General features: G+C 67.4%; 10 protein-coding genes. 2 read left to right on the plus strand and 8 right to left on the minus strand.

Annotated features, from left to right (window positions below; genetic code table 11):
• Positions 1-24 precede the first annotated feature (24 nt).
• The 6 genes from ACLJPD_RS29825 to ACLJPD_RS29850 all read right to left on the minus strand — a co-directional run bounded on the left by ACLJPD_RS29825 (position 25) and on the right by ACLJPD_RS29850 (position 6,325).
• Entirely contained in the window at positions 25-1,662 is a 1,638-nt protein-coding gene (locus ACLJPD_RS29825) for a cation acetate symporter (RefSeq protein WP_410876524.1), read from the minus strand.
• Entirely contained in the window at positions 1,659-2,012 is a 354-nt protein-coding gene (locus ACLJPD_RS29830; protein ID WP_410876525.1) for a DUF485 domain-containing protein, read from the minus strand. The genes ACLJPD_RS29825 and ACLJPD_RS29830 overlap by 4 nt, the downstream gene beginning before the upstream one ends.
• Positions 2,013-2,165: 153 nt before the next feature.
• The gene (locus ACLJPD_RS29835; protein WP_410876526.1) at positions 2,166-3,920 is read right to left on the minus strand and encodes a cation acetate symporter; all 1,755 of its coding nucleotides are present in this window, start codon (positions 3,918-3,920) and stop codon (positions 2,166-2,168) included.
• A 5-nt stretch (positions 3,921-3,925) separates the two neighbouring features.
• A complete protein-coding gene (locus ACLJPD_RS29840; RefSeq protein WP_410876527.1) occupies positions 3,926-4,291 on the minus strand; it encodes a hypothetical protein in 366 nt (121 codons plus the stop codon).
• Entirely contained in the window at positions 4,288-5,085 is a 798-nt protein-coding gene (locus ACLJPD_RS29845; protein ID WP_410876528.1) for a LytR/AlgR family response regulator transcription factor, read from the minus strand. Before ACLJPD_RS29845 ends, ACLJPD_RS29840 begins: the two co-directional genes overlap by 4 nt.
• Before the next feature lie 61 nt (positions 5,086-5,146).
• Positions 5,147-6,325: a sensor histidine kinase gene (locus ACLJPD_RS29850; RefSeq protein WP_410876569.1), complete on the minus strand. Its 1,179-nt coding sequence runs from the start codon at positions 6,323-6,325 to the stop codon at positions 5,147-5,149.
• A gap of 156 nt (positions 6,326-6,481) precedes the next feature.
• Here ACLJPD_RS29850 and dnaE point away from each other — a divergent pair, with 156 nt between their 5' ends.
• The gene (gene dnaE, locus ACLJPD_RS29855) at positions 6,482-10,045 is read left to right on the plus strand and encodes a DNA polymerase III subunit alpha (RefSeq protein WP_410876529.1); all 3,564 of its coding nucleotides are present in this window, start codon (positions 6,482-6,484) and stop codon (positions 10,043-10,045) included.
• Positions 10,046-10,100: 55 nt separating this feature from the next.
• Here the strand turns inward: dnaE and ACLJPD_RS29860 are convergent, their stop codons facing one another.
• Both ACLJPD_RS29860 and ACLJPD_RS29865 read right to left on the minus strand, forming a co-directional pair.
• Complete coding sequence (locus ACLJPD_RS29860) at positions 10,101-11,303, minus strand: Cmx/CmrA family chloramphenicol efflux MFS transporter (RefSeq protein ID WP_410876530.1); 1,203 nt, start codon at positions 11,301-11,303, stop codon at positions 10,101-10,103.
• 86 nt (positions 11,304-11,389) lie between these two features.
• The gene (locus ACLJPD_RS29865) at positions 11,390-11,962 is read right to left on the minus strand and encodes a TetR/AcrR family transcriptional regulator (RefSeq protein WP_410876531.1); all 573 of its coding nucleotides are present in this window, start codon (positions 11,960-11,962) and stop codon (positions 11,390-11,392) included.
• Between the two features lie 130 nt (positions 11,963-12,092).
• Between ACLJPD_RS29865 and ACLJPD_RS29870 the strand changes: the two genes are divergently transcribed.
• Positions 12,093-13,994 (plus strand): hypothetical protein, encoded by a 1,902-nt coding sequence (locus tag ACLJPD_RS29870; protein WP_410876532.1) that lies wholly within the window; start codon positions 12,093-12,095, stop codon positions 13,992-13,994.
• Positions 13,995-14,003 lie beyond the last annotated feature (9 nt).

A 14,003-nucleotide genomic window follows, 5' to 3' on the forward strand; every position in this document is an offset into this window, starting at 1 on the left:
CCACCGGCACGGGCAGGGTTGGCGCTAGTGCGAGATCGCCTTCTCCGCACCGACGCCGGTCAGTGACCGGACTTCCATCTCCGCGGCCTTGGCATGATCGACCTGCTCGCCACGGCCACCGAGGTAGGTGCCGAGCACGCCGAGCGCGAATGCCAGCGGAATGGACACGATGCCCGGGTTGGCCAGCGGGAAGTAGTCGAAATCCGCACCCTTGATCATCGAGGTGCTGGTGCCCGACACCGCGGGCGAGAACACGATGAGCACGATGGTCGAGATCAGACCGCCGTACATCGACCACAGCGCGCCGGTGGTGTTGAAACGCTTCCAGAACAGCGAGTACAGGATCGTCGGCAGGTTCGCCGCTGCCGCTACCGCGAACGCCAGTGCCACCAGGAACGCGATGTTCTGGCCGTTGGCGAGGATGCCGAGACCGATCGCGAGCACACCGACCACCACCGCGGTGATCCGCGAGACCCGCACCTGCTTGACCTCGTCGACGTTGCCCTTCTTGATCACGCTGGCGTAGATATCGTGCGCGAACGAGGCCGACGCGGTGATTGTCAGTCCGGCCACGACCGCGAGGATCGTGGCGAACGCGACTGCCGAGATCACCCCGAGCAGGATCACTCCGCCGAGTTCGAACGCCAGCAGCGGCGCCGCCGAGTTCTGACCGCCCGCCGCGGCGAGGATCCTGTCCGGGCCGACGATGGCCGCCGCGCCGTAACCGAGCACCAGGGTGAACAGGTAGAAGGAACCGATCAGCGCGATCGCCCACACCACCGAGCGTCGAGCCTCTTTCGCGGTGGGGACCGTGTAGAAGCGCATCAGCACGTGCGGCAGGCCAGCGGTGCCGAGCACCAGGGCCAGACCCAGCGACAGGAAGTTCAGTTTGGACATCTCGCTGCCGCCGTATTGCGCGCCGGGGGCGAGCACGTCGCGGGCGGCGACCGCCTTGCTGGTGGACTCGCTCACCGATTCCTGTGCGGCACCGAGGATGTCGGAGAAGTTGAAGCCGAACTTGGCCAGCACCATCACCGTCATCAGCGCGGCGCCCGCGATGAGCAGCACCGCCTTGATGATCTGCACCCAGGTGGTGCCCTTCATGCCGCCGACCAGCACGTACACGATCATCAGTACGCCGACGGCCGCGATGACGACCGATTGTCCGGCGCGACTGGAGATATCGAGCAGCAGCGCGACCAGACCACCGGCGCCCGCCATCTGCGCGAGCAGATAGAACAGCGACACGGTGAGGGTGGTCAGCGCGGCCGCGGTGCGCACCGGGCCTTCCTTCAGCCGGAAGCTGAGCACGTCGGCCATGGTGAACTTGCCGGTGTTGCGCAGCATTTCGGCCACCAGCAGCAGCGCGACGAGCCAGGCGACGAGGAACCCGATCGAATACAGGAACCCGTCGTAGCCGTAGACGGCGATCGCGCCCGCGATGCCGAGGAAGCTCGCGGCCGACAGGTAGTCACCGGCGATGGCGACGCCGTTCTGCGGACCGGAGAACCCACGTCCGCCGGTGAAATAGTCCGCGGCACTGGCGTTGTTGCGGCTGGCCCGGATCACCACGACCATGGTGACCGCGACGAACACCAGGAAAATGGCGATATTGGCGACGGGGTTGCCCACCGTCGAAGACGCGGCAAGGGTGACGCTCATGCCCGGTCCCCTTCGAGTTCTTCGCGAATGGCCGCGGCGCGCGGATCCAGTTCACGGTTGGCGAAACGGACGTAGAGCCCGGTGATGAGGAAGGTGGAGACGAACTGCCCGAGGCCGAGCAGCAGGCCGACATTGATGTTGCCGAAGACCTCCTGCGCCATGAAGTCGTGTGCGTAGGCGCCGAGCAACACATAGCTCAGGTACCACACCAGAAACAGTGCGGTCATCGGGAAAACGAAGCGGCGCAGCCGGTTTCGCAGATCTTGGAACTGAGGACTCGCCTGTACCGCGAGCCATTCGTCGGCACTCGGCGTGCGCGGATCTGGCGCCTCGGTGTCGGTTTGGGTCATGCCGGTCGTCCTAGCGTGAAGGGGGGTCGTGCGTGGAGATGACGGTAAGCCCCAGGACATGGGTGCATGATGGTGTGGCGTGGGTCACTCGGTGAAGGTGGCCGCCCGTGCGGTGAGCGGTCGATGTGACGCGACGAACGGTCGTCGGCGAGATCACCGGTGCAGGGCGGTTTCGGGGTCACGATCGGCGCTCATCCCGAGTCGTTCGGGGGCGTGCATGCGCAGGAAGACCCCCGCCACTGTGCGCCGATCCTGGCCCGGGGTGGCGAGGCTGACCAGGATGGTCACCGCGAAGGCCAGTGGCACGCTGACCGCGCCCGGATAGTCGACGATCGCGGCGGGCCAGCCGTTCGCCAGGTCGGGGGAGACACCGCCGAGCACCGCGAGCACGGTCGCTCCACCCGCGGTGATGCCGCCGGTGAGCATGCCTGCGGCCGCACCGGTCGCGGTGAGTCCGCGCCACCAGATGCCGAGGACGAGCAGCGGGCACAGCGTCGACGCGGCCACCGAGAAGGCGAGGGCGACGGTGCGCGACAGATCCAGGGACGCGACGGTCACCGCGAGCGTCAGCGGGACCAGGCCCGCGACCAGGGCGGCGAGCCGGAAATCCCGGATCCGCCCGCGCAGCACGTCGGTACTGAGCACGCCCGCCAAGCTGACCAGCAGCCCCGACGAGGTGGACAGGAACGCCGCGATCGCCCCGGCCGCCGCCAGCGCGGCCAGCAGTTGTCCGCCGAGTCCGCCGAGCACCGCGCCGGGCAGCAGCACCACCGCCGCGTCGGAGGCGCCGGTGATCAGCAGTTGGGGCACATAGAGGCGGGCGAAGACGCCGAGCAGGATCGGGAACAGGTAGAACACGCCGACCAGTCCGATCACCGTCAGCGCGGTCCGGCGAGCGGAGGGGCCGTCGCGGTTGGTGTAGAAGCGGACCAGCACGTGCGGCAGTCCCATCGTGCCGAGGAAGGTCGCCACGATCAGCGAAAACACCTGGTATTGCGGATGTTGCCCGCCGAAGCCGCCGCCGGGTTCCACCCAGCTGGCGCCGTCGGCCGGCGCACCGGCCACCACCGGAACGGCCGAACCCGGCGCGAGGATCAATTCGGTACCCGAGGCGAGGGTGTGATCTCCCGGTGTCAGGACGACCGGACCCGCGGTGGGGCGCCCGTCGACTGTCCCGGTGATCGTGACCTGTTGTGAGACATCCAGGTGCACTACGACATCGGTGGAGATGTCGACGGTGGTTCGCTCGTCGACGGTCGGTGGCACGGGCGTGGCGACCGGTCGTTCGTCGGCGAGGAAATGCATGCCGAGCACCAGCGCGGGCACCGCCACCGCGGTCAGCTTCAGCCAATACTGGAATGCCTGCACCAGGGTCACCGACCGCATGCCGCCGCCGATCACATTCGCCAAGACGATCGCGCCCACCGAGACCGCGCCGACCCAGGCGGGCACTCCGAGCAGAATGTGCAGTGTGAGTCCGGCTCCTTGGAACTGCGGAATCAGATACACCGCGCAGACCAGGACGACGAGACCGGCGGCCATGCGCCGCAACCGGATGGAACCCAAGCGGAATTCGGCGAAGTCCGGCACGGTGTAGGCACCGGACCGGCGCAGCGGTGCGGCCACGAACATCAACAGCCCCACATAGCCCGCGGTGAATCCGACCGGATACCACAGGGCGTCGGCGCCGTATTTGGCGATCAAGCCGGCGACGCCGAGAAAAGAAGCGGCGGAGAGGTATTCACCGGAAATCGCCGCCGCGTTCCATCGTGAACCCACCGTGCGTGACGCGACAAGGAAATCGGAGGTCGTGCGGGACAGGCGAACTCCGTAGAACCCGATGCCGACGGTGGCGAGCGCCGCGAGCAGCAGCGCGGCGACGGTGAGCGCGGGGGTGCCGGAGCCCATGGGGATCAGTCCCCGGCCAATTCCAGGAAGTCGTCCTCATTGCGCTGAGCCAGGCGAACATAGAGCCACCCCACCGCGTAGAGCACCGGGAACGCGACGACACCGAGGATCAGCCACGGTAGGCGGATCCCGAGAACCGTGGCCTCGGCGACCGCGTCGATGCCGAACAGCACCGGCAGCGCGCCGAACCCGACCGCCACCACCAGCCCGAGGCGCAGTGCCAAACCGAGCTGCGCCCGAATCAACCCACCGATCAACGCCGCACCCAGATCGGTCTGCTCGACCATCTCGGTGCGGTTCCGCACCTGCCGTGCTCCGCGCCGCTGCGCCAGCACCACCCGTTCGCGCGGCGGACGCTGCGGACCTGTCACCGCTGAGACCAGTTCTGCCGAGGCCCGTGCACGAGCCGCTGCTTGAGCTCACGCACCTGCCGTCGGCTCACCGGCAACTCCACCGCTCCCGCCGCCCCCTCGGCCCGCAAACACACCACCGTCGCGTTCCCGGCACTGCGCAACCCGGTCACCATGCGCAAGGCCACCAGATAGGACCGATGCACCCGCAGAAAACCCGCGTCCTCCCACCGTGATTCCAACGCGGACAACGGAATGCGCACCAGATGCGAACCACTGCCGGTATGCAGCCGCGCGTAGTCCCCGTCCGCTTCGACCCACGCCACATCAGCCCGATGCACCAACGTGGTCACCCCGCCGAGTTCCACCGGAATCACCTCGCTGGGATGCGCGGACTCCGCCACCACCGCCGCGGGCGCCGACACCCGCCCCGCCAGAATTCGCCGCACCGCCTCACCCAGCCGGGCCCCGCGCAGCGGCTTCAGTAGATAATCCACCGCCCCCAAGTCGAATGCCGCCACCGCGTGATCATCGTGCGCGGTCACGAAGACCACCGCGGGCGGCTCCGCGAACTCCGACAGAATCCCCGCCAATTCCATCCCGGTGAGCCCTGGCATATCGATATCGAGAAACACCGCGTCGATTGGATGCGCCCGCAGCAACCGCAACGCCCCCGTCGCCTCACCGGCTCGATGAATCTCACCGACCCCCGCCTGCGTGCTCAGCAGATACACGAGCTCATCCAGCGCCGGTTTCTCATCATCGACGGCGAGCACCCGCAGAGCGGTCGAGGGTTCATCAGTGTTCCAAGTCACAACCCATCCATCGTAACCGGCACCCTCGGCGGTCGTGTCCAACGCTGCCCCGCGACGCGAATCAGGCGCGGATACCGGCGCGGAACTTCGGGACCCGCATGCTCACCTTGGTGCCCGCTCCGGGGGCGGTTTCCACGACCAGGCCGTAGTCGTTGCCGAAGGCGGCGCGGAGACGGTCGTCGACGTTGGCCAGGCCGACGTGGGCGGCTTCGCCGGTGCGGGCGGGGCCCGAGTCGGTGTCGACAGCGTCGAGGGCGCCGGAGCGGAGCAGGTCGGGGTCCATGCCGATGCCGTCGTCTTCGACGCTGATCAGGCAGTCGGTGCCCGCGTCGGTGGCGACGATGCTGAGTTGCCCACCCCGGCCGCCGCCGGCGAGGCCGTGCCGGACCGCGTTCTCGACGAGTGGTTGCAAGGCGAGGAAGGGCAGCACGACGCCGAGGACTTCCGGTGCGATGCGCAGGCGCACGTCGATGGCGTCGCCGAAGCGGGCCTGCTCCAACGCCAGATACCGCTCGATATTGCGCAGTTCGTCGGCCAGGACGGTGAATTCGCCCGCGGCGCGGAAGGAGTAGCGGGTGAAGTCGGCGAATTCGAGGATCAGTTCGCGGGCTCGATCGGGGTCGGTGCGGACGAACGAGGCGATCGTATTGAGTGCGTTGTAGATGAAGTGCGGGCTGATCTGGGCTCGCAGCGCCCGCAATTCGGCCCGGTCGACCCGAGCTCTTGACGCATCCAACTCGGCGAGCTCCAACTGCCCACACGCGTACCGCGCCACTTCCGCCGCCGCCCCGAGCATGCCGGGCCCCGGCTTCCCGGTCGTCACCATGCCGAGCGCGCCGACCGCCGCCCCCGCATCGATCGACAACGGCTGCGCGATCAACGTGTGCTCGTCACCCGCGACCAGGACCGGCCGCTCATCCGCGACAGCCCGCCGACTCGCATCGGCGAACAACGCGAGCATGCCCGCATGGGGACCGTCCCAGGCCAGCAGCTTCCCCTCGGCATCGGCTACCCCGAGCGCCTCGGCGCCCGCGAGCGCGCGCAGGTGGGGCGCCGCCTCACTCGCGGATTCCTCGGTCAGCCCGCGCCGCAACGGCACAGCGGCCAGCGACGCGGTGTGCAGCGCCTGGTGGACGGCACGCTGCGCGGGCGTGGTGACGACACGCTGGGTCCGTCGCCACACCAGCAAGGCCACGACCAGCAGGGTGGCGGCCGCGGCGGCCACGAGGAAGGTGGTCAACGAGTGGGCCGTTCTGAGTGCACCCACCGATTATGTCGGTGACGTTCACCACGACACGCCACCCCACACCGAGGTGCGGTTCGGGGCGCGCGTGCCGAGTGCGAAATCTGTCGGACCCCCGTGCATAGAATGCCAGGGCCAACCCCCGCCGACTCTATGGGAGGAAGGACCGTCTTGGCTCCGTCCGGATCGTTCGTTCACCTGCACAACCACACCGAGTACTCGATGCTCGATGGAGCGGCGAAGATCTCGCCGCTGTTCGCGGAGGCGGATCGGTTGGGCATGACCGCGGTCGGCATGACCGACCACGGCAACATGTACGGCGCCTCGGAGTTCTACAACAGTGCCAAGAGCGCGGGCATCAAGCCGATCATCGGCATCGAGGCCTACATCGCGCCCGGCTCGCGTTTCGACACCAAGCGAGTGAAGTGGGGTGATCCCGGCCAGAAGGGCGACGACGTCTCCGGCTCGGGTGCCTACACCCACATGACCATGGTCGCGGAGAACGCGACCGGCCTGCGTAACCTGTTCAAGCTGTCGAGCCTGGCCTCCATCGAGGGTCAGCTGGGCAAGTGGGCGCGCATGGACGAGGAGATCATCGCCCAGCACGCCGAGGGCATCATCGCGACCACCGGCTGCCCGTCGGGTGAGGTGCAGACCCGCCTGCGCCTCGGTCACGAACGCGAAGCGCTCGAAGCCGCCGCGAAGTGGCAGGAGATCTTCGGCGCCGAGAACTTCTTCCTCGAGGTGATGGACCACGGTCTGTCCATCGAGCGCCGGGTCCGCGAGGGCCTGATCGACATCAGCAAGCAGCTGGGCATCCCGCCGATCGCCACCAACGACTGCCACTACGTCACCAAGGACCAGTCGGTCAATCACGAAGCGCTGCTGTGCATTCAGACCGGCAAGACGCTGTCGGACCCGACCCGGTTCAAGTTCGACGGTGACGGCTACTACCTCAAGTCCGCCGCGGAGATGCGTGCCATCTGGGACGCCGAGGTCCCCGGCGCCTGCGACAACACCGAGCTCATCGGTGAGCGCGTGCAGCCCTACGACGATGTCTGGGAACACCGTGACCGGATGCCGGTCTTCCCGGTGCCAGAGGGCCACACCCAGGCGACCTGGCTGCGCAAGGAAGTCTTCGACGGTCTCGATCGCCGCTTCCCCGACGGCCCGTCGCAGGAGTACATGGCGCGTGCCGACTTCGAACTCGGCGTCATCTGCGAAATGGGTTTCCCCGCCTACTTCCTCGTCGTCGGTGATCTGATCAAGCACGCGCTCGAAGTGGGTATCCGGGTCGGTCCGGGCCGTGGTTCGGCCGCCGGTTCGTTGGTCGCGTACGCGATGGGTATCACCAATATCGACCCCATTCCGCACGGCCTGCTCTTCGAGCGATTCCTCAATCCCGAGCGCGTGTCGATGCCCGATATCGATATCGACTTCGATGATCGCCGCCGCGGTGAGATGGTGCGTTACGCCACCGAGAAGTGGGGCAGCGACCGCGTCGCCCAGGTGATCACCTTCGGCACCATCAAGACCAAGGCCGCGATCAAGGACTCCGCACGAGTCCTGTTCGGCCAGCCCGGTTTCGCCATCGCCGACCAGATCACCAAGGCGCTGCCGCCGCCGATCATGGCCAAGGACATCTCGGTCGCCGGCATCACCGATCCCGACCACGAGCGGTACAAGGAAGCCGCCGAGGTTCGCGAACTCATCTCGAGCAACCCCGATGTCGCCAAGATCTACGAAACGGCACGCGGTCTCGAAGGCCTGATCCGCAACGCGGGCGTGCACGCCTGCGCGGTCATCATGTCCTCGGAACCGCTCACCGACGCGATTCCGGTGTGGAAGCGCGCGCAGGACGGCGCGATCATCACCGGCTGGGACTACCCGTCGTGTGAGGCCATCGGCCTGCTGAAGATGGACTTCCTGGGTCTGCGCAACCTCACCGTCATCGGTGACACGTTGGAGAACATCAAGGCCAACCGCGGCATCGATCTGGACATGGACAACCTGCCGCTCGACGACCCGGCCACCTACGAATTGCTCGCCCGCGGCGACACTCTCGGTGTGTTCCAGCTCGACGGCAGCGCCATGCGCGACCTGCTGCGCCGCATGCAGCCCACCGGCTTCGGCGATATCGTCGCCGTCCTCGCGCTGTACCGCCCCGGTCCGATGGGCATGAACGCCCACAACGACTACGCCGACCGCAAGAACAACCGGCAAGAAGTCAAACCGATCCACCCCGAACTCGAAGAGCCGCTGAAAGAGATCCTGGCCGACACCTTCGGTCTGATCGTCTATCAGGAACAGATCATGCAGATCGCGCAGAAGGTGGCCGGGTACTCGCTCGGTCAGGCCGACATCCTGCGCCGCGCCATGGGTAAGAAGAAGTTGTCCGTCCTGGAAGAGGCCTATGCCGGCTTCCGCGACGGCATGCTCGCCAACGATTTCTCCGAGCCCGCGATCAAAGCGCTGTGGGACACGATTCTCCCGTTCGCCGGGTACGCGTTCAACAAATCGCACGCCGCCGGCTACGGTCTCGTCTCCTTCTGGACCGCCTATCTCAAGGCCAACTATCCGGCTGAGTACATGGCTGGCCTGCTCACCTCCGTCGGTGACGACAAGGACAAGGCCGCGATCTACCTGTCGGATTGCCGCAAGATGGGCATCACGGTGCTGCCGCCCGATGTCAACGAGTCGGAGCTGAACTTCGCCTCCGTCGGCACCGATATCCGGTTCGGTCTCGGCGCGGTCCGCAATGTCGGCACCAACGTGGTCGGGTCGATCATCGCCGCGCGCAAGGAGAAGTCGAAGTTCACCGACTTCTCCGACTATCTGAATAAGATCGACGCGATCGCCTGCTCCAAGAAGGTCACCGAATCCCTCATCAAGGCAGGCGGTTTCGACTCTCTCGGGCACCCGCGCAAGGGCCTGCTGCTGATCCATTCCGATGCGATCGATGCCGTGATGTCGACCAAGAAGGCCGAGGCGATCGGCCAGTTCGACCTGTTCGGTGGTCTCGACGACGGCGACGACTCGATGGCGTCGGTGTTCAACGTCAAAGTGCCAGAAGACGAATGGGAAACCAAGCACAAGCTCGCCCTCGAACGAGAGATGCTGGGCCTGTACGTGTCCGGGCATCCGCTCAACGGCGTCGAGCACGTGCTGGCCGCCCAGGTCGACACCCCCATTCCGGCGATCCTGGAAGGCGATGTCAAGGACGGCGCGCAGGTGACCATCGGCGGCATCCTCGCCTCGGTGAACCGCCGCATCAACAAGAACGGATTGGCCTGGGCCTCGGCGCAATTGGAGGACCTCACCGGTGGTGTGGAGGTGCTGTTCTTCCCGCAGTCGTACTCGGTGTACGGCATGGACGTGGTCGAGGACGCCGTGGTGTTGGTGAAGGCCCGCGTCTCCGTGCGTGACGACCGCATCTCGCTGATCGCCAACGACCTCGTCGTGCCGGATCTTTCGGCCATCGGCGTGGCCAAGCCGGTGGCGGTGGTCATGACGACCCGGATGTGCACGCCCGACAAGCTCGGCGAACTCAAGAAGGTCCTCACCCGCCACCAGGGCACCTCGGATGTCTTCATCCGCCACGTCGGTGCCCGCGAGAAGACCACCATGCTCAAACTCGACGACGCCTGGCGGGTCTCGCCGTCCTCGGCTCTGATGGGCGACCTGAAAGCCCTGCTCGGCCCCGGCTGCCTGGGCTGAGCCCGAAACGACGAAGCCACCCCCGCGGGTGGCTTCGCCGATTCGGGTCTACTGGCTAGGTCTCCAGAGTGGTGAACGCGGGCGCTCGAGCCTCGGAGTAGGCAGCGGCGGTGCGGGATTCACGCTCCAGCCGGTGGGACAGGGCGACGGTGGCGAGCATGGCCAGACCGAGCGCGGCGCCGATCCAGCCCACCGAGGCCAAGCCCAGCCCGGCGCCGATGGCCAGTCCACCCAACCACGGACCGACAGTGATCCCGACGTTGAACGCCGAGTAGTTGGTCGCCGCGGCAAGCGTCGGGGCGCCGTCGGCCAGCGTGAAGACGCGAGTGTTCAACGCCGGATTCGTCGCGAAGCCGAAGGCACCGAGCAGTAGGACCAGCACGATCATCGCCGCGGGGGAGTGCGCGGTGACGGCGATCGCGACCGCAGCCACCGTCATCCCCGCGGCACCCACGTACAGGGTGCGGAACGGGTGCGCGTCGGCGTAGCGCCCGCCGATCGTGATGCCGATCAACCCGCCGACACCGTACAGACCCAGCACCGCGGGGACCCACGCCACAGAGATGCCGGTCGTGTCGGCCAGGAGGGCGCCGAGGTAGGCGAAGGTGACGAACGCCGAACCCGTCGACAGCGCGGTGGCGCCGTAGGACACCCACAGCCGCGGGTTCGCCATCACCCGCAATTCGCCGCGCAGTGCCGCGACCGTGGTGGGCCGACCGCCGGGAATTTTCGCGAACACGCCGATCATGGTCAGCGCGGACAGTCCGGCGACTGCCCAGAAAGCCGCGCGCCAGCCCCAGTGCTGGCCGATGACGGTACCCGCTGGCACCCCGACGATCGTGGCGATGGTGAGGCCACCCGCGACGATGCTCATCGCCCGCCCGCGCAACTGGGGCGCCACCAGGCTCACCGCGGTCGCCGCCGCGAGCGCCCAGAATCCCGCGTAGACGAAGGCGCTCACCACCCGTGTCCCGAGGATCACCCAGTAGTCGCCGCTCAGCGCGCCGACGACATGGGCGGCGACGAAGATCGCGAGGAAGGCCAGCAGTGCGTCGCGGCGTGGCCAGCGCAGCGTCACCACGGCCAGCAGCGGCGCGCCGACCAGCATGCCCAGCGCGAAGGCCGAGATGAGCAGTCCCGCACTGGGAATGGAGACACCCAGGTCGGCGGCCATCTCGGGGAGCAGGCCGGCGAGCATCAGCTCGGAGGTGCCCTGGGCGAAGATGGACAAGCCCAGGATGTAGACAGCGGTCGGCATGACAAACCTCTCGTACGTCGAAAACCGTTTTGAATCAATCGGTCTAAAATAAGCGCATGGTGAAAGACGTTCTGAGCCAAGTGATCTCAGAGACAGCGCATCGCGGTGTCGGCGATCGCGGCGAGGGTGGCGTGATCCGCACCGCCGCGCGCCGCGACGCGCATGCCGCTGATGGTGGTGGTCAGGAACTGGGCGATGGCGCGTGCGTCGCGATCGACGGCGAATTCGCCTGCGCGCTGGCCGCTTTCGATCGTCGCGGTGAGCGCGTCGAGGCGACGCTGCTCGTCGGCCCGCAGGGTCGCCCGTGCGGCGGCATCGTGCGGGGCGAGTTCGACGATCGAGTTCACCACGAGGCAGCCCGCCGGTTCGGTATCGGGTGCCTCGGCGGTCCGGCGCATCACGGTGCCGATCCGCTCCCTGGCCGGCATGTCGCTGTCGAGAATGTCGAACAGGGGCGCGTTCTTCGTCGTCATGTAGTGCTGCAGCGCGCGATCGAACAGGTCACGTTTGCTGGTGAAAGTGTTGTAGATGCTGCTGCGGCCCAAACCCGTTGCGGTGCAGAGGTCCTGGGTCGAGGTCGCCTCGTAACCGGCGGACCAGAACGCCCGCATCGCGGCCTCCACGGCGCGGTGCTCGTCGAATTCCTTGGGTCGGGCCATGTCGTCGACCGTAGCATGTTTTGAACAGATCGGTACAAAATAACCCTGTGCGCGGACACAGGCCATCGGTGACACCCCTGTGGTGGGTCGTGATGGCCGCCCCGCGAACTACGGGCTAGCGTCGAGAGACGTGACGTCCGTGCCGCTGCTCGACTCGCCACCACACTCCCGTGACCCGTCGCGGCCGGTGCCGTGGCGGATGTCCGGGCGAGCGGTGCTGCTCGTGGCGGCGACGTTGATCGCGGCGCAGCTGGTACTACGCGGCTGGGTGGCCGCGTCGGGGTTCTTCTACTGGGATGATTTTCTGCTGATCGGCCGGGTGAGTGCTCAGCCGGTGTTGTCGACGGAACTGCTGTTCACCAGCCACGACGGGCACGTGATGCCGTTGGCGTTCGTGCTGACCTGGCTGGTCACCGAGGTGGCGCCGCTGAATTGGACGGTCGCGGTCGTGGTGCTGGTGGCGTTGCAGTTGCTCGCGTCGTTGGCCGTGTTGCGCCTGCTCGTCGTGCTGCTCGGGGTTCGAGCCCGAATGCTGGGGCCGTTGGCGTTCTCCCTGTTCGTGCCGTTGACGGTGCCCGCGTTCGCCTGGTGGTCGGCGGCGGTGAACGCGCTGCCCTTGCAGATCGCCCTTGCCTGGGTGAGCGCGGACGCGGTGCGACTGGTGCGGACCGGGCGGCGCAGGTACGCGGTGTCGGGTGCCGCGGTGTTCGCGGTGGCGTTGCTGTTCTTCGAGAAATCGGTGGTCGTGCTGCCGGTCGCCTTCGCGGTCGCGGTGCTCGCGGCGCACGTGTCGGGCGGGTCGGCGCGCGACGCCGCTCGCCGTGGGGCCGCGCTGTGGACGGCAGCCGGTGCGGTCATGCTCACGTGGGCGGCGTGCTTCCTGCTCGTCATCCAACGCCCGCGCGGACTCTCGGCTCCCGAACATCCCGGATCCCTCTGGAGTCGGGCGCTGTCGGACGGGCTGGTGCCCGCACTGTCCGGCGGTCCGTGGCGCTGGGAGCGCTGGCAACCCGCCACCCCGTGGGCTGATCCGCCCGGCCCACTGGTCGCGCTGAGCTGGATCCTGCTGATCCTGTTCGTGGCGTGGATGATTCGCACCCGGCACCGGGTGGTCGCGGTCTGGCTGTGTGCCGCCGCCTACGCGATAGCGACCATCGCGCCTGTGGTGCTCCTGCGCGACGGCCCGAGCACCGCGGGTCTGCTCCTGCAATCCCTGCGCTATTTCGCCGACTTCGCTGTGGTCGCCACCATGGCACTCGCGCTGATCGGGTTGGCGTCCGCTCAGGTCTGCTCGCGTTCGGTCGACGGGTCGAACGGTGCTGCCCGACAAGATGTTCTGTCCGGCGACGGCGCAACTCCTCGAAATGCCCGTCGGCCCGGCACTCCCGTGCGGCGGGCCGTGGGTAGCGCGGCGATCATCGTGTTCCTCGCGAGCAGCGTGTACTCGACGATCACCTTCACCAGATCATGGGAACCGAGCCCGGCCCGTACCTATGTCACCGGGGTGCACGCCGCTCTGCCCGGCGCCGCCGATGCGCCGCTGCTGCCACAAGAGGTCCCGTGGAACGTCTTGAACCCGTTGGCTTTCCCCGAGAACATGACCGACCGCGTCTTCGCCCCGATCGCCACCCCCACCACCTTCGCGCTCTCGACCTCACGCTTGCGCATGATCACCGACGAAGGCGCCATCGTCGACGCCCAGGTCTGGTGGAACCGCGCCATCGTCGCAGGCCCCGAACCCCGCTGCGGCTACCGCGTACGCGGCACCACCGGCACCAACCTCCCGCTGAACGGCCCCATGCAGATTCGCGACTGGACCGCCCAGGTGAACTACCACGCCGAACGTGACGGCCGGATCGCCCTGTCCTTCGAAGGCGAGACCGAGACGATCGCCGACGTGCGTGCGGGCTTGAACACCGTGTACGTCCGGCTGCTCGGTGGTGGTGACACCTTACGGATCAGGTCCCTCGACGAGCGGCAGTCGCTGTGCGTCGGCGCCGGACCGGTCGGGGTCACCGCACACGCGCGGTGAATCGTTGAT

Origin of the sequence: Nocardia sp. A7, assembly GCF_046549215.1 — a bacterium.
Classification (GTDB): Bacteria; Actinomycetota; Actinomycetes; order Mycobacteriales; family Mycobacteriaceae; genus Nocardia.

Coding starts and splice junctions, on each gene's coding strand:
- ACLJPD_RS29825 (WP_410876524.1), bottom strand. CDS start 1,662: ATGAGCGTCACCCTTGCCGCGTCTTCGACGGTGGGCAACCCCGTCGCC.
- ACLJPD_RS29835 (WP_410876526.1), bottom strand. CDS start 3,920: ATGGGCTCCGGCACCCCCGCGCTCACCGTCGCCGCGCTGCTGCTCGCG.
- ACLJPD_RS29860 (WP_410876530.1), bottom strand. CDS start 11,303: ATGCCGACCGCTGTCTACATCCTGGGCTTGTCCATCTTCGCCCAGGGC.
- dnaE (WP_410876529.1), top strand. CDS start 6,482: ATGGGAGGAAGGACCGTCTTGGCTCCGTCCGGATCGTTCGTTCACCTG.
- ACLJPD_RS29865 (WP_410876531.1), bottom strand. CDS start 11,962: ATGGCCCGACCCAAGGAATTCGACGAGCACCGCGCCGTGGAGGCCGCG.
- ACLJPD_RS29830 (WP_410876525.1), bottom strand. CDS start 2,012: ATGACCCAAACCGACACCGAGGCGCCAGATCCGCGCACGCCGAGTGCC.